The organism is Ottowia oryzae, assembly GCF_003008535.1.
GTDB classification, from domain to species: domain Bacteria; phylum Pseudomonadota; class Gammaproteobacteria; order Burkholderiales; family Burkholderiaceae_C; genus Ottowia; species Ottowia oryzae.
In genome coordinates, this window is the sequence record NZ_CP027666.1 from 2,197,536 (window position 1) to 2,219,060 (window position 21,525).

General features: G+C 68.1%; 18 protein-coding genes. 13 read left to right on the forward strand and 5 right to left on the reverse strand.

All coding sequences use genetic code 11. The features are described 5' to 3' along the window. Positions 1-34 precede the first annotated feature (34 nt). Complete coding sequence (locus C6570_RS10200) at positions 35-1,579, forward strand: coniferyl aldehyde dehydrogenase (RefSeq protein ID WP_342747925.1); 1,545 nt, start codon at positions 35-37, stop codon at positions 1,577-1,579. 11 nt (positions 1,580-1,590) lie between these two features. Then, entirely contained in the window at positions 1,591-3,267 is a 1,677-nt protein-coding gene (locus C6570_RS10205; RefSeq protein ID WP_106703104.1) for a GMC family oxidoreductase, read from the forward strand. Positions 3,268-3,448: 181 nt separating this feature from the next. Here C6570_RS10205 and C6570_RS10210 read toward each other — a convergent pair whose 3' ends face one another. Then, a complete protein-coding gene (locus C6570_RS10210) occupies positions 3,449-4,339 on the reverse strand; it encodes an NUDIX hydrolase (protein WP_106703105.1) in 891 nt (296 codons plus the stop codon). Positions 4,340-4,474: 135 nt separating this feature from the next. On the opposite strand from C6570_RS10210, the gene C6570_RS10215 reads away from it, so the two are divergent. Further along, the gene (locus tag C6570_RS10215) at positions 4,475-5,386 is read left to right on the forward strand and encodes an SDR family NAD(P)-dependent oxidoreductase (protein ID WP_106703106.1); all 912 of its coding nucleotides are present in this window, start codon (positions 4,475-4,477) and stop codon (positions 5,384-5,386) included. Between the two features lie 94 nt (positions 5,387-5,480). Beyond that, complete coding sequence (gene gshA, locus C6570_RS10220; protein ID WP_106703107.1) at positions 5,481-7,043, forward strand: glutamate--cysteine ligase; 1,563 nt, start codon at positions 5,481-5,483, stop codon at positions 7,041-7,043. 33 nt (positions 7,044-7,076) lie between these two features. On the opposite strand, the gene C6570_RS10225 is transcribed toward gshA (C6570_RS10220), so the two are convergent. Then, positions 7,077-9,389: an FUSC family protein gene (locus C6570_RS10225; protein WP_106703108.1), complete on the reverse strand. Its 2,313-nt coding sequence runs from the start codon at positions 9,387-9,389 to the stop codon at positions 7,077-7,079. A gap of 404 nt (positions 9,390-9,793) precedes the next feature. After that, the gene (locus tag C6570_RS10230) at positions 9,794-11,233 is read right to left on the reverse strand and encodes a TonB-dependent receptor (RefSeq protein WP_164675525.1); all 1,440 of its coding nucleotides are present in this window, start codon (positions 11,231-11,233) and stop codon (positions 9,794-9,796) included. Positions 11,234-11,327: 94 nt separating this feature from the next. Here C6570_RS10230 and C6570_RS10235 point away from each other — a divergent pair, with 94 nt between their 5' ends. Then, on the forward strand, positions 11,328-12,557 hold the full coding sequence (locus C6570_RS10235; RefSeq protein WP_164675526.1) for a histidine-type phosphatase: 1,230 nt from the start codon (positions 11,328-11,330) through the stop codon (positions 12,555-12,557). 6 nt (positions 12,558-12,563) lie between these two features. Here the strand turns inward: C6570_RS10235 and C6570_RS17995 are convergent, their stop codons facing one another. Continuing rightward, complete coding sequence (locus C6570_RS17995; protein WP_123812245.1) at positions 12,564-12,785, reverse strand: hypothetical protein; 222 nt, start codon at positions 12,783-12,785, stop codon at positions 12,564-12,566. A gap of 87 nt (positions 12,786-12,872) precedes the next feature. On the opposite strand from C6570_RS17995, the gene gshA (C6570_RS10240) reads away from it, so the two are divergent. Both gshA (C6570_RS10240) and C6570_RS10245 read left to right on the forward strand, forming a co-directional pair. Further along, a complete protein-coding gene (gene gshA, locus C6570_RS10240) occupies positions 12,873-14,435 on the forward strand; it encodes a glutamate--cysteine ligase (RefSeq protein WP_106703111.1) in 1,563 nt (520 codons plus the stop codon). Between the two features lie 212 nt (positions 14,436-14,647). Continuing rightward, positions 14,648-15,340: a GDSL-type esterase/lipase family protein gene (locus C6570_RS10245; protein WP_106703112.1), complete on the forward strand. Its 693-nt coding sequence runs from the start codon at positions 14,648-14,650 to the stop codon at positions 15,338-15,340. A 124-nt stretch (positions 15,341-15,464) separates the two neighbouring features. Here C6570_RS10245 and C6570_RS10250 read toward each other — a convergent pair whose 3' ends face one another. Beyond that, positions 15,465-16,385: a YicC/YloC family endoribonuclease gene (locus C6570_RS10250; protein ID WP_106703113.1), complete on the reverse strand. Its 921-nt coding sequence runs from the start codon at positions 16,383-16,385 to the stop codon at positions 15,465-15,467. A 91-nt stretch (positions 16,386-16,476) separates the two neighbouring features. On the opposite strand from C6570_RS10250, the gene C6570_RS10255 reads away from it, so the two are divergent. From C6570_RS10255 to C6570_RS10280, 6 genes are all read left to right on the forward strand, one after another. After that, entirely contained in the window at positions 16,477-17,484 is a 1,008-nt protein-coding gene (locus C6570_RS10255; protein ID WP_106703114.1) for a serine/threonine protein kinase, read from the forward strand. Between the two features lie 12 nt (positions 17,485-17,496). Further along, positions 17,497-18,405, forward strand: coding sequence for a PP2C family protein-serine/threonine phosphatase (locus C6570_RS10260; RefSeq protein WP_106703115.1), 909 nt, complete (start codon positions 17,497-17,499; stop codon positions 18,403-18,405). Between the two features lie 73 nt (positions 18,406-18,478). After that, positions 18,479-19,213, forward strand: a complete 735-nt coding sequence (rph, locus tag C6570_RS10265) for a ribonuclease PH (RefSeq protein WP_106703116.1) — start codon at positions 18,479-18,481, stop codon at positions 19,211-19,213. Between the two features lie 45 nt (positions 19,214-19,258). Beyond that, positions 19,259-19,861 (forward strand): RdgB/HAM1 family non-canonical purine NTP pyrophosphatase, encoded by a 603-nt coding sequence (gene rdgB / locus C6570_RS10270; RefSeq protein WP_106703117.1) that lies wholly within the window; start codon positions 19,259-19,261, stop codon positions 19,859-19,861. Between the two features lie 63 nt (positions 19,862-19,924). Further along, positions 19,925-21,148 (forward strand): radical SAM family heme chaperone HemW, encoded by a 1,224-nt coding sequence (gene hemW, locus C6570_RS10275; RefSeq protein ID WP_106703118.1) that lies wholly within the window; start codon positions 19,925-19,927, stop codon positions 21,146-21,148. Between the two features lie 140 nt (positions 21,149-21,288). After that, a complete protein-coding gene (locus tag C6570_RS10280) occupies positions 21,289-21,501 on the forward strand; it encodes a CsbD family protein (RefSeq protein ID WP_106703119.1) in 213 nt (70 codons plus the stop codon). Positions 21,502-21,525 lie beyond the last annotated feature (24 nt).

Genomic DNA, 21,525 nt, shown 5'->3' on the forward strand with positions numbered 1-21,525 from the left:
CCCATGCTGGCGCAATTTCACCTCCCCAAGCGCCATGGCGGCTCGCAAACTGGCCGCTCAATACCGCAGCAAGATCGAAAAAGGCCAGCATCTTATGAACGACGACCGCCCGGCACCGGCGCCCCTTGAGGCCGCCGCGCGCCTGCAGAACGTGTTCGCCGCGCAATCGGCCGCGTACGCGCAGAACCCCTATCCGTCGGCCCAGGCGCGAAAGGCGTCGCTGCGCCAGCTCAAGCGCCAGTTGCTGCGCTACCAGGACGCGCTGGCGCAGGCGATCTGCACCGACTTCGGGTTTCGCTCGCACGCCGAATCCAAGATGCTGGATGTGCTGAGCTCCACGCTGGAGATCAACCACGCCCTCTCGCACCTCAGCCGCTGGATGCGCCCGCGCCGCCGCCGGCCGGAGCTGCTGTTTGCCACCAACAGCCTGCGCGTCACCTACCAGCCCAAGGGCGTGGTCGGCGTGATCGTGCCGTGGAACTTCCCCGTGTACCTGGCGCTGGGGCCACTCACGGCGGCGCTGGCGGCGGGCAACCGCGTGATGATCAAGATGGCCGAGGTCACGCCCGCGACCAACGCGGTGCTGCGCCGCATGCTGGCGGAGGTGTTTGCCGAAGACCAGGTGGCCGTGGTGGGCGAAGAGCTGGTCAACCCCAACGACTTCACCGCGCTGCCTTTCGATCACATCGTGTTCACCGGCTCGCCCGCCGTGGGCCGCGTGGTCATGCGCACCGCCGCCGACAACCTGACGCCGGTCACGCTGGAGCTGGGCGGCAAATCGCCCGCGCTGGTGGCGCGCGGCTACCCGGTGGCCGAGGCGGCGCGCTCCATCGCCCACGGCAAGGGCACCAATGCGGGCCAGATCTGCGTGGCACCCGACTACGCCCTGGTGCCGCGCGAGAGCGTGGCCGATTTCGTGGCGCAGGCCAAAGCCAGCTTCATCGAAATGTTTGGCACCGACTTGGCCGCGTCGCCCGACTACACCGCCATCGTCAACGACCGCCAGGCCGCCCGCATCGACGCGCTGCTGCAAGACGCGCGCGCCAAAGGCGCGCAGATCGAGGCCTGCGCGCAGCCTGGGCCGGGGCGGCGCATGCCGCTGCAGATCGTCACGGGCCTGACGCCCGACATGCGGCTGATGCAAGAGGAAATCTTTGGCCCCGTGCTGCCGGTGCTCCCATATGACCAGCTTGAAGACGCCGTGCGTCACATCAACGCCGGGCCGCGCCCGCTGGCGCTGTATTGCTTCAGCCACGATGCCGCCCTGCGCGACCAGGTACTGAAAGCCACGCATTCCGGCGGCGTCACCCTGAACGACTGGGGCTGGCAGACCATCAACCACGACGCGCCGTTTGGCGGCGTGGGCAACTCGGGCATGGGCTCGTACCACGGCGAAGAGGGCTTTCGCGAGCTGTCGCACGCGCGCACGGTCTTCAAGCGCCATCGCTTCTTCCCGATCAAGCTGTTTCACCCGCCCTATGGCAACTGGGCGCAGCGCCTCACGCTCAGGTTCTACCTGGGCCGGGGTGGCGATCCCGCGGTAACGCCTGAAACCCCCGCCTCGCGGCGCGTGCTTTGAACGAGGTTGACATGCACCCAGATACCCCTGAATTCGACTACGTCATCGTCGGTGCGGGCTCGGCCGGCTGCGTGCTGGCCGCACGCCTGAGCGAAGACCCCGCCGTATCCGTCTGCTTGTTGGAGGCGGGCGGGCCCGACACCAGCGTGCTGGTCCACGCGCCCGTCGGCGCGGTGTTGATGATTCCGACCAAGATCAACAACTACGCCTTCCAGACCGTGCCGCAGCCGGGCCTGAACGGCCGCCGGGGTTACCAGCCGCGCGGCAAGACGCTGGGCGGCTCCAGCTCGATCAACGCCATGCTCTACGTGCGCGGCAACCGGTGGGACTACGACCACTGGGCTTCGTTGGGCAACCCTGGCTGGTCGTTTGACGAGGTGCTGCCGTATTTCAAGCGCAGCGAAAACAACGAGCAGATGGGCAGCGACCCGCTGCACGGCACGGGCGGGCCGCTGAACGTGACCTACCCCAACCACCGCAGCCCGCTCAGCGAGCTGTTCATCCAGGCGGCGGCCACCCAGGGCATTCAGGCCTCGGCCGACTGCAATGGCGCCACGCAGCAGGGCGCCTTCATCTACCAAGTGACGCACAAGAACGGCGAGCGCTGCAGCGCGGCCAAGGCCTACCTCACGCCCCATCGGGCGCGGCCCAACCTGCGGGTGATCACCCACGCCGTGTCGGCTCGCGTGCTGACGGAAAACCGGCGCGCCACCGGCGTGGCTTACTACGAAGGCAAAGGCGACCAGCTCAAGCAGGTGCGCGCGCGGCGCGAGGTGATCGTGTGCGGCGGTGCGTTTGGCTCGCCGCAGCTGCTGATGCTGTCGGGCATCGGCCCGGCCGACCATCTGCGGCAGCTGGGCATTCCGGTGGTGCACGACCTGCCGGGTGTGGGGCAGAACCTGCAGGACCACATCGACTACGTGCAGAACTGGCGGGTGCCCGCCGACACGGCCACGTTTGGCTTTTCGGCGCGCGGCACGGCCAAGATCGCCAGCGCCATCCGCGAATGGCGCCAGCGCCGCACCGGCATGATTTGCAGCCCGTTTGCAGAGGCGGGCGCGTTCTTCTGCTCGGGCCCCGAGGTGCAGGTGCCCGACCTGCAGCTGATCTTCGTGATCGCCGTGGCCGACGACCACGCGCGCAAGCTGCATTGGGGCCACGGCGTGTCGTGCCATGTGGACCTGCTGCGGCCCTTCAGCCGGGGCGAGGTGCGCCTGGCCGACAAGGACCCGCGCACCGCTCCGCTGATCGACCCGCGCTTTCTGAGCGACGAGCGTGACCTGCCCATCCTGGTCAAAGGCGCGCAGCTGCAGCAGCGCGTCATGGAATCGAAGCCGTTGGACGCGGTGCGCGGCAAGCAGATGTACCCCACGCGCGCGGACGACGTGGCGGGGCTGATCGCCGACATCCGCAATCGCGCCGACACGCAGTACCACCCGGTGGGCACCTGCCGCATGGGCAACGACCGCCTGGCGGTGGTGGATGCGCGCCTGCGCGTGCACGGCGTCGACGGCCTGCGGGTGGTGGACGCGTCCATCATGCCCACGCTGATCGGGGGCAACACCAACGCGCCGACGATCATGATTGGCGAGAAGGCAGCGGACATGATCCGCGAGGACGCGCGTGCGGCCTTGGCGCCGCGCGTTGGGGTGCGCGATGTGGCGCAGGCTCAGCACGCCGAGGCGTGAGGCGCACCGCCCTGTCTAGGGGTGAAAAGTGCCTCTGGCGCTTGAACGGCTTGCGCTGGAAGCTATGTTGTTTGTAGCAACTGGCCCTGCATTGCACGGCGGTAAGAATCGCCCGCAGAGCAGCGCCTGTTCGGTGGCGGAATCAATCAGCGGCAGGTGCCTGCCAAGGCGGCGAGCTGCCTCAGTCGATGAATTCTGCAAACCCCTGCGGTGGCTCAAACCGCTTGTTGCGCCACAGCAGGCGCGTGGGCACGGGGGCGGGCAGGGCGCGCTGGGGCACGGGGTGATCCGCATCGCCGGGGTAGCACAGCACGCGGGTTTCGGGGGTTTCCACGGGCTGCGGCTCGATCAGCGGCGGGGTGCGGCTGCGTGCGTCGGCCATCGCTTGGGCCACGTCGCGGTACTGCATCAGGTGCAGCAGGCTGACGATTTGCGGTGGCGCCATGTCGATCTCGTGCGCGCGGTACTGTTGCAGCGCCGCGCGGGGCGTGAGCCAGCGCGCCTCGGTCACTTCAAAATCGTCGATCTGGGTTTGCTGCGCGGGCGGCGCGGCGGCCAGGAAAAAGCGCGTGTCAAAGCGCTTGTTCATCACCGAAGGGCGGCGCGGGGTGATCCAGCGCGACCAGGGCGCCAGCGCGTCGGTGTCCAGCCGGGCACCGTGCGCGGCCAGCAAGGCGGCCAGGGGCTCGCCCGCGCGCAGGCGGGCGCAGGCGTCGGCGCTGTGCAGGGCGATTTCGTCGTCGCCGCGCTGCAGCAACAGCAGGCCCGATTCCTCGGCGGCCTCGCGCGCTGCGGCCACGAAGAAGGCGGCGGCCTGCTGCGCCGTCAGCCCCGGCTCGCCCAGGCGCGCGTGCAGCAAGGCGGGCGGCTGGTCCAGCCGCGCCAGCATGTCGGCGCTGGCGTCGGCCGCGTCTACCTTGCCGCCCGGAAAGACGTAGGCGCCGCCCAGCACGGCGGAATCGGCGTGGCGGCGCATCAGTAGCACTTCCAGCCCCTGCGCGCCGTCGCGCAGCATGACCACGCTGGCCGAATCGCGCGGCGGGGTGTCGATGGTTTCGTGGTTCAGCTCCATGGCGGGGCATTGTGGGGGCAAGGGGCGGCCGGGCCATGTCCGCTGCGCTACACGCGCGCGGCGGGGCGTGCTTTACATTCGCCGCCGACGGTAGTGAATATCGCCTTTCGCAACCGAACCTGAAGAAAGCAACGCATGGACAAGATCGATTTCACCGGCCGCGTGGCCATCGTCACGGGCGCTGGCGGCGGGCTGGGCCGGCTGCATGCGCTGGGCCTGGCCGCGCGTGGCGCGAAGGTGCTGGTCAACGACCTGGGTGGCGCGGTGGACGGCAGCGGCGGCTCTGCCACGGCGGCGCAGAAAGTGGTGGACGAGATCAAGGCCGCAGGCGGCGAGGCGATGGCCAACGGCGCGTCGGTGACCGATTTCGACGCCGTGCAAGCCATGGTGCAGCAGGCCATCGACGCCTGGGGCCGCGTGGACATCCTGGTCAACAACGCGGGCATCCTGCGCGACAAGAGCTTTGCCAAGATGGAAATCGCCGACTTCCGCCAGGTCGTGGACGTGCACCTGATGGGCGCCGTGCACACGTGCAAGGCGGTGTGGCCGCACATGGTGGCGCAAAAGTACGGCCGCATCCTGATGACCACCTCGTCCAGCGGCCTCTACGGCAACTTCGGCCAGTCCAACTATGGCGCGGCCAAGATGGCGCTGGTGGGCCTGATGCAAACGCTGAGCATCGAAGGCGCCAAGAGCGACATCCGCGTGAACAGCCTGGCGCCCACCGCCGCCACCCGCATGACCGAGGGGCTGATGCCGCCCGAAGTGCTGCAGGCGCTGCGCCCCGAGGCGGTGGTGCCCGCCATGCTGGTGGCTGTGAGCGAACAGGCGCCCAGCCGCACCATCCTGTGCGCCGGCGCCGGCACCTACGAGGCGGCGCACATCACGCTCACCCACGGCGAACACCTGGGCCTGAGCCCCGACACGCCCGAGCGCCTGCTGGCCGCGCTGGCCGGGGTGACGGCGCGCGCGGGCGAGACCGTGCCCGAGAGCGGCGCCGCGCAGGGCACCAACGAGGTGGCACAGGCGCTGGCCGCGCGCCGCTGAGGCCGCCGCCGCCCCGGCGCGCGCCAAAAGGCCCGCCCGCACGGCGGCCGGGCGCCTGTGATACCGTCGCCTCCCCGCCCAACAAGGACAAGCCATGGACACCCTGAAGGACCGGCTGGCGGCGCTGACACCCGATCAGCTGCGCGGCATCCGCCGTGGCATCGAGAAAGAGAGCTTGCGCGCCCAGGCCGACGGCAAGCTCGCACTCACCCCGCACCCGACGGCGCTGGGCTCGCCGCTGACCCACCCGCACATCACCACCGACTTCAGCGAGTCGCAGGTCGAGCTGGTGACCGGTGTGCACGCCAGCGTCGAGGCCGTCATCGCCGAGCTGACCGAGGTGCACCAGGTCGTCTACCACGAGCTGAAGGCGCTGCGCGACGAGATGCTGTGGGTGTCCAGCATGCCCTGCGGCCTGCCCACGGACGAAACCATTCCGCTCGGGCGCTACGGCACCTCCAATGTGGGACGCGCCAAGAGCGTCTACCGCATGGGGCTGAGCCACCGCTACGGGCGGCGCATGCAGACCATCTCGGGCATCCACTACAACTGGTCGCTGCCGGGCGTGACCAGCCAGCAGTATTTCGGGCTGATCCGCAACTTTCGCCGCCAGGCCTTCTTGCTGCTGTACCTGTTCGGCGCCTCGCCGGCCGTGTGCTCGAGCTTCGTCGCCGGGCGCGAGCACCTGCTGCAGCCGCTGGGCGACTGCGCCATGTACCTGCCCTGGGCCACCTCGCTGCGCATGGGGCGCCTGGGCTACCAGAGCGATGCGCAGGCCTCGCTGGCGGTGAGCTACAACAGCCTGGAGAGCTACGCCGCCTCGCTCGAAGAAGCGCTCACGGTGCCCTATCCGCCTTACGAGGCAATTGGCATCCAGAACCCCGGCGGCGACTACAACCAGCTGGCCACCACGCTGCTGCAGATCGAGAACGAGTTCTACGGCACCATCCGCCCCAAGCGCGTCATCTACCCCGGCGAGCGGCCGCTGCACGCACTGCGCGAGCGCGGGGTCGAGTACGTCGAAGTGCGGCTGATGGACCTCGACCCGTTCGAGCCGGTGGGCATCCAGGCCCAGGTCGGGCATTTCATCGATCTGTTTTTGCTGCACTGCCTGCTGGCCGACAGCCCGCCCGACACGCCCGAGGAGATTGCCGCGCTCAAGGCCAACCAGCACCTCACGGCGGCGCGCGGGCGCGAGCCCGGCCTGTTGCTGCGCCGCGGCGCGCACGATGTGGTGCTGGTGGACTGGGCGGCCGAGATCGTGGCCGAGCTGGCGCCCATGGCCGCCGCCGTGGATGCCGCGCTGGGCGGCAGCGCCTATGCCGAGGCCCTGGCCCTGGCCAAGGCGCGGCTGGCCGACGAGCGCCTGCTGCCGTCGGCGCGCGTGCTCAAGGCCGTGGGCGAGCAGCCGGAACACGGCTTCGTCGGCTTCGTGCGCCAGCAATCGCTGGCGGCGCGCGAGGCCTTGCTGGCGCTGCCGTACCCCGAGGCCCTGCACCAACGCTACGGCGCGCTCGCCGCCGCCTCGGTGGCCGAGCAAAAACGCATCGAGCGCATGGACAGCATGCCGTTCGAGATTTACCGGCGCGAATATGTTTCGCCCCGGCGCCTGGAGCGCGGCGAGAGCGCGGTGATGGAAGACTCCGAGTCGGTCTAGCGCAGGGTGCGCTGCGGGCCTGCGCCGCTGCGATCAGCGCAGCTGCGGCAGCAGCGGTTTGCCAGCGTCGGCCGGCACCGACGCCAGTGCCGCCAACACGTCCTGCGCATTGCCGCGCACGCGCTCGGCCAGCTCGATCGCCAGGTGCAGGCGGCGCAGCAGCCAGGGGCTGACATCGTGCTCGAACGGGTCCGGCAGCACCTCGGGCACGGCTGGCAGCGCGCCGGCCGACTCCGGCTCGGGGCTTTGCGCGGGTGGCGGCTGGCTGCCTGGCGGCAGCGGCGCCGACAGCGTCAGGATGCCCTGAATGCGGTTGCTGGCCAGCTTCATCGGCGCCTGGATCTGGTCGAACTGCAACTGATCGCGCCGCAGCAGCAGCATCGACTTGACCGCACTGAGCTGGCCCATGAGCTGGTAGCTGTGGCCCTGCAGCTGCTCCAGCAGGGCCAGCGGCGGGCGCACCGCGCGCGGCTCGACCAGCGTGCGGCCGGTGGCCTGCACCAGGGCCGATACCGCGTCGTAGGCTTCGCGCCGCGCCAGACGCCACATCAGCTCGTGCTCGGTGTCGATGTCGTCCAGGTGCGCCAGCGCCAGCGACAGGCGCGCGTGCTGTTCGAGCGCGCGCAGCACGCGCCGCACCAGCGCCGGCAACTGCCCGCGCTCCCACGAGGGCAGCACGTAGGAAAACGCCCAGGCGATGCCGGCGCCCAGCAAGGTGTCGGCCACCCGCTCGACAAAGGCGAACGCCGTGCTGTGCGTGGTGAACAGCATGTGCGCCTGCACCAGCCCCATGATGGAGGCGGCCACCGCGGTGACGGTGTAGCGGCGCAGCGCAAAGCCGTGCGCCACGCCCTGGCCGATGGTGACGGCCAGCACCATCAGCAGGGCCGGCGGGTGCAGCCCGAGGAAGGCCGAGGCCAGCAGGCTGCCCAGCAGGGTGCCGGCCACGCGCTGGTTGCGCCGCTCCAGCGTCTGCGCCAGGCTGCCGCGCAGCACCACCACGATGGTCAGCAGGATCCAGTAGTCGTGCGAGCCCCAGGGCAGCAGGCTGGCGATGGTGTAGCCGGTGCCCACCGCCAGCGCCGCGCGCACCGCCTGGCGCAGCGCCGGCTGGTTCCAGTGCCACAGCGTCAGAAAGGGTTGCGGCGACCAGTCGGTGGGGCTGACGAACAGGCGCCAGCTGTTGCGCACGACCGCCAGGTCGGGCTCGGCCTCGTCGCGCGCCAGCAGCGTGAGCTGGCGCACCGCGTCGTTCTGGTGGCGCACGCGGTAGGCCACGCCGCGCAGCAGGCTGTCGCGGTTGCGGCTGTCGGCGTCGGCCATGGCAGGCCCGTGCGCGGCCAGGTGCAGCCCGGCCAGGCGCGCGGTGTGGTCGGCCGCCAGCGCCGGGCGCCGGCCCAGCAGCAGGTCGTCGGCCAGCTGCTCGACATCGGCCGCCATGCCGCGGTAGATGGCGGCGAGGTCCTCACGCGCGCTGGTGTTCTGGGTGGCGTGGCGCACGCGGTCCAGGTCGAGCTCGCTCGCCACCAGGTGGTCGCGCATCTCCAGCACCACCATCAACATGCCGGCCAGGCGCTGGCGGCGCGCGGTGCGGGGCGACTCGAGCACCACGTCGCGGGTCGATTGCAACTGGTCGGCCAGCGCCGCCTGGCGCTTGAGCAGCTCGCCCAGGCCGCCCGGCGCGTACACCGCCGCATCGGGGTCGCTCTGGGCTTGCGGGCAGCTGCCGGGCAGGGCCGCCACCCGGCGCGCGTGCGCGCGCAGCAGCGCCGCCACGGCCAGCAGAAGATCGGCCACGAGCTGGGTTCGGTAGCGCCCGTTGAGCACCAGGTTGGCCAGCACCGCGTAGCCCACGTAAAGCAGCGAACCGATGCCGCAATAGGCGGTACGCACCAGGGCTTCCTCGGGGCTGGCGGGCACCGGGGTGGACATGGAAAACACCGCCGCCAGCATGACGCCGATGGCCACCGGCGTGCCGCGCTTGCCCCAGGCCATGCCCAGGAACACCACGAAGGTCGCGGGCACCAGCAGCAGGCCGAGCTCGAACGGGTGGCCGTGCAGGCGCTGCACGGCCCAGAACAAGGGCACGCCGATGAGCGGCTCGACCACCATGTGCGCCAGCTTGCCGCGGCGCGGGCCGACCATGTCGGCGGCCAGCGCGGCAATGACGCCGACGGTGGCGACCGCCGCCGCCTCGGCGCCGAAGGCCGCGTGCATGAAGCCCGACACCAGAAACAGCCCGAGCGCGCACGAGGCGCCGTTCAGCACGTAGTGGCTGAGCGCCACGCGCAGCCAGCGCCGGCGCCGCTCGGCGCCCAGCCAGCGGGTGAACAGGCCTTCAACCATGCCGGGGCGGCGCCGGTTGTGGCGGAAATGGGAACGAAAAACGCATCTGGCCGGCGTGCAGAAAGCGCGGAAAGCTATGAAAACAGGAGTGCGGCGATGCCGTGCGACGGCCGCCATCGGCGTGCGGCAGGCCGGCGCAGCGGGGGCCGAAACAGCCCTCTGGCGCGGGGCCGCATTGTGGCATGGCGACCTATGATCGACGCATGAACAAAGCTTTCACCCGCGAAGGCAGGGACCGCCAGCGGTTTACGCAGCGGCGAAGGATAAGGCCGATGTCGGCCCCCGCCTTCGCGGGGGCGATGGTCGTTTTATCGGCTCGCGCATCAGAGCCGGCTTCGCCTTCTCCCACAAAGAAAGGGGCCAGGTTTCCCCGGCCCCAGACCCAGTGCGACCCCCGCAGAGGATCAGAATTTGAACTGTATACCTGTCTTGACCGAGTAGCCGTAGCGTTCAACCTCGTCGGTCCGCGACGAAATGCCCTGGAAGACGCGATAGGGTTCGTCGTTGAGGTTCGATCCTTCGAGGAAGATCGTCACATTCTTGACGATGTCATAGCCGATGCGCGCGTCCCACTGGTTGAAGGCGCCGACATAAAGATCGGTGTCGGTATCCTCGCCGGGTTCGAGCAGATAGGCCGAGCGGTATGTATAGGCGACGCGCGCCGACAGCCCGCCCTTTTCATAGGAGAGGAAGGCGGACGCCACCCGGTTCGACTGGCTGGCGAGCGGGAGCCGCTCGTTGCCGCGGCCCGGAATGCCCTTGGCACGCGACTTCACGAAGGTAATGCTTCCGCCGATGCTGAAGCCGTCGAGCGGCGCAGGCAGGAAGCTGAGTTCGGTCTGCGCGTTGATCTCGATGCCCTTGACGAAGGCGCTGTCGGCGTTGACCGGCATCGTCACCTGCGCATCGACCAGCGCCTGCCCGGCAAAGGTGCCGCTCTGCACGACGGTCGCCGTGTAGATCGGATTCTCGATCGTCTTGTAGAAGCCGGCGATGCTGAGGATGCCCTTGCGCCCGATATAATATTCGCCCGCGAGGTCGTAGTTGGTCGAGGTCAGCGGCCTCAGGGCGGGATTGCCCCTCGTCACCTCGTTATCGCTGGCGTTGACGACGGTCGTCGGCGCGAGCTGTTCATAGTTCGCCCGCCCGATCGCGCGCGTCACCGCGGCGCGCAGCACGAGCGACGGCGTCGCGTTCCAGCGCAGGTTGAGGCCCGGGAAGAAGTCGGTGTAGCTCTGCGACCCGAAGCTGTCGTAATCCTTGCCGAGATCGGCGACGGTCGTCGTGTCGAGGATGTCCTTCGCCGCATAATTGCTCTTCGTCTTTTCCATGCGGACGCCGGGGATCGCGGTAAAGGTGCCGAATTTCAGCGTCGCCATCGCATAGGTGGCGAAGATCTTTTCGCGGATCAGATAGTCGGCGGCAAGGCTGTCGCCGACGGTGCCTTCCTCATCCAGCTCGAACCCGGCGAGGTTCGACTGGAAGAAGCTGTCGGCACTCGGGCGGCTGATCGTCGCGCCGAACGGATAGCGGCCCTTGAAGATGCTGTCGATCGACCCGTCCTGAACCTGATCGAGCGTGAAGTCGTCGTCATAGCCGCCATAGATCACCGATTCGGCATCATTGGTCTTGCGCCGGCTTGTATATTTGGCGCCGACCTGGATCGTGCTGTCGTCGCCGATGCCGATCGGGGTGCGGAAATCGGCGCGCGCCTGATAAAGATCCTCGCGCGCGCGGCGATGCTCATAGCTTGTTTCGTCAAATTTATAATTGGACGGGTCGAACGCCGCCGCGTCGGATTGATAGAGCGGGATCGATCCCGACAGGTCGTAGAAAGCTGACATCACCGGGCGAAGGGCTGATCGGCAAATGGCATTGATGAAATAAATTTTCCTATTTATATAGAGTCGATAAATATATTCCACAATGGAGAGGCACGTGAAGCGCATTCTGCTGTTATCCACTGCACTGCTGGCGGCGTGCGCCGCGCCCGGGCCGGGGGCCAACACCCCGGTCGCCAGCCAGCCATCGCTGAAGCTCGAGAAGGTCGTGATGCTGATGCGGCACGGCGTCCGTCCGCCGACGAAGCCCGTCGTCGTTCCGCCGGGCTATTCGTCCGAGACATGGCCCGGCTGGCCCGTCGATTTCGGCCTGCTGACGCCGCGGGGCGCGGCGGGCGTCAGGCTTCTTGGCGAAAGCGATCGCGCCTATTTCGGCGCCCGCGGCTTATTTCCCGGCGGATGCCCAGCGCCCGGCACGATCGTCCTGAAGGCGAGTTACAAGGAGCGCACGATCGAGACGGCGCGAAGCTGGGCGGCGGGTTTCATGCCCGGCTGCGCCGCGGCGATATCCCACCCCGCCGGGTCCGGCGACGACGCGATCTTTCACGGTCTCGACAGCGGCCCGGCGTCGTTCGACGGGAATCGCGCTTATGACGCGGCCCTGGCGCAAGCGCCCGAAGGCGGCCTCGCCGCCGAGACCGAACGCCACCGCGACGAACTGACGCTGCTCGCGAAAGTGCTGAATTGCGCCGTGCCGGCCTGTCCTCTCGTCGCCGAACCCAGCCGGCTGGTTGCGCAGCCGCACGATCGCCCCAAGCTCGAGGGTCCGCTCGATATCGCATCGACCGCGAGCCAGACGCTGGTGCTCGAATATCTGGAGGGCAAGCCGATGACCGAGGTCGGCTGGGGCCGCGTGAGCCGCGCCGAGATCGAACAATTGCTGCGCTTCCACCCGCTCGAGTTCCGTTATTTGAATCGCCCCGGCTATATCGCCGCCGCCGCCGCCGCACCGATCGTGCACGAGATCGTCACGGCGCTCGGCGACCGGCGCGCGGCGCGGCTGACATTGCTCGCCGGACACGACACCAACGTCGCCGACCTCGGAGGCTTCTTCGACTTGCACTGGCAGGTGCCGAGCTATCCCGCCGACGAAGTTCCACCCGGCAGCGCGCTGGGGTTCGAGCTGGTCAGCACGGCCGGCGGCGACCGCTATGTCCGCGCCTTCTATCGCGCGCAGACGATGGACCAGTTGAGGAACCTCGAAGCGCTGGGATCGGACGATGCCCTGTTCCGCCGCTATCTCCCCATTCCAGGGTGCGGCGATTCGGTCGAGGTGACCGCGTGTCGCTGGAACGATTTCGCCCGGATCGCCGCGCCGCGCGGATAAGGATGCCTATCCGCCAAAGCTGCGCTGGACGGTCAACCCCACATAGCGGCCGCTGCGCAGCACCCGCAGCTCGCGATAGCGCAGCGCGCCGTCGCCGCGGATACCGGCATAGATGTCGCGCGTCCGCGTCGCGGCGCTGTCGGTCTGAACGCCGGCCCGGCCCTGCGCGCCGCGCAATGCGGCGCCGGCCTGCGCAAAGGTTGCGCGGCGGTGCCTGGCTGAGGTCAACGGGCTGCCCGCCTCGCCCCGGGCGCGCGGCCCAACGCGATCGCGCCGCCTGTGCTACCTTCGCGCCCAGCAAAACAAGGACACACCATGAACAACCTGAGGGACCGACTGAGCGGTGTTGGGCCGGAGCGGTTGCGGGGCATCCGCCGCGGCATCGAGAAAGAAAGCCTGCGTTCGCGGCCCGATGGCACGCTGGCGCTCACGCCGCACCCGGCAGCGCTGGGCTCGCCGCTGACCCACCCGCACATCACCACCGACTTCAGCGAATCGCAGATGGAGCTGGTGACCGGCGTGCACCCCAGCGTCGAGGCGGCGCTGTCCGAGCTCGGCCAAGTGCACCAGGTGGTCTACCAAGAGATGGCTTCGTTGGGCGACGAGATGCTATGGGTATCCAGCATGCCCTGCGGCCTGCCGTCGGACGAGAACATTCCCATTGGCCGCTACGGCACGTCCAACGTCGGCCGCGCCAAGAGCGTGTACCGCATGGGCTTGAGCCACCGGTACGGCCGCCGCATGCAGACCATCTCGGGCATCCACTACAACTGGTCGCTGCCAGGGGTAACCAGCGATGACTACTTTGGCCTGATCCGCAACTTCCGCCGCCACGCCTTCTTGCTGCTGGTGCTGTTTGGCGCATCGCCAGCGGTGTGTTCGTGCTTCGTGGCAGGGCGCCCGCATGAGCTGCAGCCGCTGGGCGACAACACCATGTACCTGCCCCATGCCACCTCGCTGCGCATGGGCAGGCTGGGCTACCAGAGCGACGCACAATCGTCGCTGGCCGTCAGCTACAACAACCTGGAAGGCTACGGCGCGTCTCTGGAAAAGGCCTTGACCGAGCCGTACCCCGCGTACGAGAAAGTCGGTATCCGCAACCCCGGCGGCGACTACAACCAGCTGGATACGTCCCTGCTGCAGATCGAGAACGAGTTCTACGGCACCATCCGCCCCAAACGCGTCATCCACCCCGGCGAGCGGCCGCTGCATGCGCTGCGCGAGCGGGGCGTGGAATACGTCGAAGTGCGGCTGATGGACCTGAACCCGTTTGAAACCCTGGGCATCAGCGCCGCCACCGCGCGTTTCCTGGACGTGTTTCTGCTGCACTGCCTGCTGACCGAAAGCCCGCCCGACACACCCGAGGAAATCGCCGCCCTGTCGCGCAACCAGCACCGCACCGCCGCCACCGGGCGCGACCCGGCGCTGCTGCTGGAGCGCGCTGGCGCCCAGGTCAAGCTGACCGATTGGGGCCACGAGGTGCTGGCCGGGTGCGAGCCCATCGCCCACGCCATGGACCACGCCATGGGCGGCACGGCGTACACCGAAGCGTGGCGCGCGGCGCGGGCTGCGCTGTCTGCGCCCGAACAACTGCCCTCGGCCCGCGTGCTGCAGGCGGTGCAGGCTGCGCAGGGCCAGAGCTTCAAGAACTTCGTGGCCGAGCAGTCGCACAGCACGCGAGACGCCTTCCTGATGCAGCCGTACCCCGATGCGCTGCGCGACCGCTACGACCACATGGCCGTCGCGTCGATGGAAGAGCAGCGCCGCATCGAGCGCAGCGACACCATGCCGTTCGAGGAATACCGCCGCCAATACGTCTCGCCCGAGCGCCTTGGCCTGCGCCCCGGCGCGGTGATGGTCGGCGCCGAATCGCCCTGACAGCCCTGAGTGAAGGCGGGCGAGCAGGGCGGGCGTCTTGCGCGCTGATTTGCCCGCACCCTCAGCCGCCGTCAGCAGCCCGCCCAGCGGGGCGGCTGCTTTCTTAAGCATTTTCGGCCTTCAGCGCAGGCCCATTCAGCGCTGGCAGCTACGTTAACGATAGCGTTTGCCTCCGCACCACGGCTTACCCGTTCTTCGCCATTTCCACCTGCATGAGCATTTCCAGCTTCTCAACTTCGACACAGCCACAGACCGCCCCAACCCTGCGCCGCCGCCAATGGATGGGCGGGGCCGTCGCTCTGGGCGCCACGGCGCTGCTGAGCGCTTGCGGACGCAACAAGACCAAGGCGCAACCGGTGTCAGCCGGGGCCAAGGTGCTGGCGCTGGGCGATTCGCTCACCTCGGGCGTGGGCGCCACGGCCGAAACGGCGTACCCCGCCGTGCTGGCCCGGTTGACCGGCTGGAACGTGGTGAACGGCGGCGTGTCGGGCGACACCAGCGCGCAGGCGCTGGCGCGCGAACCTGCTCTGCTGGCCGAGCACCAACCCAAGCTGGTGATCGTCAGCATTGGCGGCAACGACTTCCTGCGCAAGCTGCCCGAAAGCGACACGCGCACCCACGTGCACGCCATCTGCCGGCAGGCGCTGGATGCGGGCGCGCAGGTGCTGCTGGTGGCCGTGCCGCGCGCCACACTGGCCGCCGCGCTGGGCCAGATGACCGATCACCCCTTGTACGCCGAAGTGGCGAAAGACCTGAAGATTCCGCTGGTGCGCGGCGCCTGGGGCGAGGTGCTGTCCAAGCCCGAGCTGCGCTCAGACACCGTGCACGCCAACGCCAAGGGCTATGAGCAGTTCGCTCGCAGCGTGCAAGGCGCGGCCGCGGCGGTGGGCTTGCTGGCGCGCTGACGGTTTCGTTTAGTTGCCCAATCCGGCTCTGGCGCTGGTGTGGCCAGCGCCGGGCGCTATGAATTGAGTAGTGAAGCGGATGGCCGGACGCCGCAGCGTCCACGGGCGCTGGGCGTCGCGCCGCTCACTCGATGTTCTGCACCTGCTCGCGCATCTGCTCGATCGACACCTTCATGTCCACCGAGATGCGCGTCATCTCCAGCGCCGCCGATTTGGAGCCGAGCGTGTTCGCCTCGCGGTGCAGCTCCTGAATCAAGAAATCCAGGCGCTTGCCGATGTCGCCGCCCTTTTTCAGCACGGATTCGATTTCGTCCAGGTGCGCCGCCAGGCGTCCCAGCTCTTCGGCCACGTCGATGCGGATGGCGTAGGCCGTGGCCTCGGCCAGGGCGCGCTCTTGCCCGGCCTCGGCGTTGACTTGGGTGTCGCCCGCCGTCAGGGCCTCGTTCCAGCGCGCCAGAAAGCGCTCTTTCTGCGCCTGAACCACCTGGGGCACCAGCGGCTCGGCCTCTTTGGCCAGGCGGCGCAGCTCGGCCACGCGGGCCAGCAGCAGGTCGGCCAGGCGGGCGCCCTCGCGGGCGCGGGCGGCGACGAAGTCTTTCAACACCGCGCCGGCCAGCGTGAGCAGGGTTTCGCCCAGGTCTTCGGTGTGGCTGGCGCTGGCGCCGCCGGCCAGCCGCAGTGCGTCGGTCACGCTCAAGGGGCGGGCGTCGGGCAGCCACACGCGCACTTGGTCTTGCAGCGATGCCAGGCGCTGCAGTGCGCGCGGGGGCGGGTCGGTCAGGGCGGCGTCTTCGCGGCCCTCGACGTAGGCGCGCAGTTCGACCTTGCCGCGTTTGAGCTGGCGTGTGAGCAGCTCACGCAGCGCCGGCTCATGCGGGCGCAGCTCATCGGGCAGGCGAAAGGCAAGGTCCAGAAAGCGGCTGTTGACCGAACGCAGCTCCACGGCCACGCGCGGGGCGGCAATCTTCCACACGGGGGCGTCGCCCTCGGGGGTGGCCACGGCTTGTTGGCCGCTGGCGAAGCCGGTCATACTGTAAACTGACATGTGATATTTCCCGGTGTTGACGCGGCTAGGGTGGGCGAGTTGGCTTTGGCGCCAGGCACACCAGCTTCGTGCCGGTGTTGCGCATCAAATTATGTCAAAGCTCAAACCCGCTCCTCTGCCGCCCGATACGGTGATCGGTGGATACCGCGTGGTCCGGCGGCTTTCGGCTGGTGGTTTCGGCGTGGTCTACCTTGCGGTGGACAACGAGGGCCAGCAGGTCGCCGTCAAGGAATACCTGCCTTCGGCGCTGACCATGCGCGAGCCCGGCGAGCTGGTGCCGCACGTCGCACCCGAAAAGCTGTCGCTGTACCGCCTGGGCTTGAAGAGTTTCTTCGAAGAAGGCCGTTCGCTGGCGCAGATCTCCCATCCGTCGGTGGTGAGCGTGCTGAACTTCTTCCGCCAGAACGAAACCGTGTACATGGTGATGAACTACCTGGAAGGGGCCAGCCTGCAGGATTTCATCGTCACCGCGCGCGAGCAGAAAAAGCAGAAGGTCTTCCGCGAATCCACGATCCGCTCGCTGTACGACGAGATCCTGCGCGGCTTGCGCATCGTGCACCAGCACAAGATGCTGCACCTGGATTTGAAGCCCGCCAACATCATGATCACCGACGACAACCGCGCGGTGATGCTGGATTTTGGCGCCGCGCGCGAGGTGCTGAACAAGGAAGGCAACTTCACCCGCCCGATGTACACACCGGGCTTTGCCGCGCCCGAGATGTACCGCCGCGACTCCACCATGGGGCCGTGGACGGACATCTACGCCATCGGCGCGTGCATTTACTCGTGCATGCAAGGCTACCCGCCCAACGATGCGCCGCAGCGGCTGGAGAAAGACCGCCTCGCGCTGTCGTTGACGCGCCTGCGCGGCGTGTATTCGGACAACCTGATCGAAGTGGTGGAGTGGTGCATGTCGCTCGACCCGCTTTCGCGTCCGCAATCGGTGTTTGCGTTGCAAAAAGAGCTGAGCCGCGAAGGCGAGCGCCAATACACCAAGCTCAGCGTCGGTGAAAAGGTGCGCTTGCAGTTCGACACCATGCTCAACGACACCAAGAAGAATCTCAAGCGGGCCACGCGCATGGGCACGCACCAAAAATAAGCGCATCGCTCGATGAAATTCTCGGTGTTCCAACTCAGCCGCCGCGGCGGCCGCGAAAAAAATGAAGACCGCATGGGCTATTCCTACACCAGGGATGCCGTGCTGTTTCTGTTGGCCGACGGCATGGGCGGCCACCCTGAAGGCGAAATGGCCGCGCAGATCGCGCTGCAGACGCTTTCCACGCTGTTCCAGCGCGACGCCAAGCCGTCGCTGCCTTCCGTGCAGGGCTTTCTGGCCACCGGCGTGATGGCCGCGCACCACCAGATCATTCGTTACGCCAGCGAACAGGCGCTGATGGACACGCCCCGCACCACGCTGGTGGCCGGCCTGATCCAGGACGGCGAACTGCATTGGGCGCACTGCGGCGACTCCCGGCTGTACGTCGTGCGTGACGGCGCGCTGCTGTCGCGCACGCGCGACCATTCCTACATCGAGGCACAAGCCAGCTCCGGCGCCAGCACCGAGGGCGTCAACCGCAACGTGCTGTTCACCTGCCTGGGCTCCACCGTTCGGCCCATGTTCGACGTGGCCGGGCCGCTCAAGCTGCGCGAAGGCGACAAGCTTTTGCTGTGCTCCGACGGCCTGTGGGGCAGCGTGGAAGACGACGAGATCGTCAGCATGCTGGCCGACGTGCCGGTGGCCGACGCCGTGCCGGCGCTGGTCGAGCGGGCGCTGGCCATCGCTGGCGAGCGTTCCGACAACGTCACCGTCATCGCGTTGGAATGGGAAACGCCTTCCGAATCGGCTTTCCAGCCCAGCGGCTTCACCGAAACGCAGATGATGAGCGATGAGGTCTTCGCCTCCACCATCCAGTCGGGCGGGCTGGATCCGGCTCTGGACGACCTGGACGACGATGCCATCGAGCGCTCCATCGCCGAAATCAACGAAGCGATTCAGCGCACCGCCTCGCGCAACCGCTGATTCTTCCTTTTTAGCCCGCGCCGCTGCACCGGCCCCGTTTGGCCAGCGCAGCGCTGCCTTGGAACAAGCTCACATGACGACCACCCATAACCTCATCGTTTCTGCCCGCGCGCCCGACCAGCTGCGCGACGTGCGCATCCAGCGCGGCTACACCATGCACGCCGAGGGCTCGGTGCTGATCTCGGTGGGCAACACGCAGGTGCTGTGCACCGCCTCGGTCGAAGAGAAAGTGCCGCCGCACAAGCGCGGCAGCGGCGAAGGCTGGGTGACGGCTGAATACGGCATGCTGCCGCGCGCCACCAACACGCGGGGCAGCCGCGAGGCCGCCAAAGGCAAGCAAAGCGGGCGCACGCAGGAGATTCAACGGCTGATCGGCCGCAGCCTGCGCGCCGTGTTCGACCTGAAGAAACTGGGCGAGCGCACCATCCAGCTCGACTGCGACGTGATCCAGGCCGACGGCGGCACGCGCTGCGCCAGCATCACCGGCGCTTACGTGGCGGCGCAAGACGCCGTCAGCTGGCTGCTGGCGCGTGGCTTGATCACCGAATCACCCGTTCTTCACCCGGTGGCGGCCGTGTCGGTCGGCATTGTCGGCGGCGCGCCCGTGCTCGATCTGGACTACGTGCAGGATTCGTCCTGCGACACCGACATGAACGTGGTGATGACCGGCGCCGGCCACTTCGTCGAAGTGCAGGGCACCGCCGAAGGCGCGGCCTTTTCGCGCACCGAGATGAACCGCCTGCTGGACCTGGCCGAAAAAGGCATTGGCGAACTCATCGCGCTGCAGCAGCAGGCACTATTGGTTTGATAGCTGCCAGCGCTGGTGCAGACTGGGCCACAGCCTGATTTGACTATGAAAATCGTCCTCGCCTCCAACAACGCCGGCAAGCTGGCCGAGTTGCAAACCCTGCTGCAACCGCTGGGCATGCGCCTGGTGCGCCAGGCCGACCTGGCCATCAGCGAGGCGCCCGAGCCTTACCGCACCTTCGTCGAAAACGCCTTGACCAAGGCGCGCCACGCGGCCCGCGAGAGCGGGCTGCCCTCCTTGGCCGACGACGCCGGCCTGTGCGTAGACGCCTTCGGCGGCCTGCCCGGCGTCGACACCGCCTACTACGCCACGCAGTTCGGGTACGACAAGAGCGACGCCAACAACGTGCGCGCGCTGCTCGAGCAAATGCAGCACATCGACAACCGCCGCGCCGCCATGGTCAGCACCCTGGTGGCACTGCGCAGCGCGGACGACCCCGAGCCGCTGATCGCCGTCGGCCGCGTGGTGGGCGAGATCGCGCGCGCGCCGCGCGGCGAGGGCGGGTTCGGCTTTGATCCCGTGATGATCATTCCCGAGCTGGGCAAGACCTTTGCCGAGTTGCCGCCCGAGGTGAAGCACGCCCACAGCCACCGAGGGCAGGCCACCCGCGCCATGATCGAGCTGATGCGCCAGCGCTGGTTGGCCTGACTCCGCGCCGGTCATCCGGTGCGACGCCGTGCACAGCCGGGCCGGCCGACCCACAATCGCCCCATGCAGCACGATATTCAGCATTACATGCGCCCCGGCACGCTGCATTTGCCGGCGCTGCCCCCGCTGTCGGTGTATGTGCACCTCCCCTGGTGCCTCAAGAAGTGCCCGTACTGCGACTTCAACTCGCATGAGCGCCGCGCGGGGGCCGACGCCGCCGCGCAAGAGCAGCGCTACGTGGCCGCGCTGCTGGCCGACCTGGAAGCCAGCCTGCCGCTGATCTGGGGCCGGCCGGTGCACAGCATCTTCATTGGCGGCGGCACGCCCAGCCTGTTCTCGCCCGAGGCGATCGACCAGCTGATTGCGGGTCTGCGCGCGCGCCTGCCGCTGACGCCCGTGTGCGAGATCACGCTCGAAGCCAATCCCGGCACGTTTGAGCGCGAGCGCTTCGCCGCCTACCGTGCGGCGGGCGTCACGCGTTTGTCGATTGGCGTGCAGAGCTTCAACGACGCGCACCTGAAGGCGCTGGGCCGCGTGCACGACGCCGCGCAGGCGCGTGCAGCGGTCGAAGAAGCCGCGCGGGCGTTCACCACCTTCAATCTGGACTTGATGTACGCGCTGCCCGGCCAGACGCTGGACGAGCTGAAGGCCGATCTGGACGCCGCGCTGTCGTACGCGCCGCCGCATTTGTCGCTCTACCACCTGACGATCGAGCCGAACACGGTCTTCGCCAAGTTTCCGCCCAAGGTGCCCGACGACGACAGCGCCTGGGACATGCTGGACCACCTGATCGCGCGCACGGCCGAGGCGGGCATGGAGCGCTATGAAGTATCCGCCTACGCGCGCGCCGGCCACCGCAGCGTGCACAACCAGAACTACTGGGAATTTGGCGATTACCTGGGCATTGGCGCGGGGGCCCACGGAAAGATCAGCTTCGCGCACCGCATCCTGCGCCAGGTGCGTTACCGACAGCCCGAGCTGTACATGGACAAGGCGCTGGCAGGCGACGCCGTGGCCGAGGCGCACGAGGTGGCGCGGCGCGATCTGCCGTTTGAATACATGGTGAATGCGCTGCGCTTGCGCGATGGGTTCACGGTGCAGGATTTTTGCGATAAAACCGGCTTGCCCGCCAGCAGTGTGCGCCGGCAGCTATCAGAAGCAGAGCAAAAGGGCTGGTTGGCGCAAGACGGTGCCTGGTGGCGGCCCACGCCGCGCGGCTTTGATTTCTTGAGCGACGTGCAGCAGCTTTTCCTGCCGGAGCCTGCGGCGCCCAGCCGTACTGCCTAGAGTAGGCCGACACTGACACGTGTAGGGCGCGTGGGCTGACGGCCACCGCGCGGATACGCCCGTAAAGTGACTCCATCGCACGCAGCACTTGGAATTCGTGAAGCGGTCACGAAGGGTGAAGCGGCGTCAGGAGACCCTACATGAACGAGAACACCGTCAAAGGCAACTGGCTGCAATTCAAAGGCAAAGTCAAAGAGCAGTGGGGCAAGCTCACCGACGACGATCTGGATGTGATCGCCGGCAAGCGCGACCAGATGGTCGGCAAGCTGCAAGAGCGCATGGGCATTGCGCAAGACGAAGCCGAAAAGCAGGTCAAGGACTGGGAAACCCGCGAGAGCTATCGCTGGGATTGAGGCCCGGGCCGTGAAGGTGGGGTC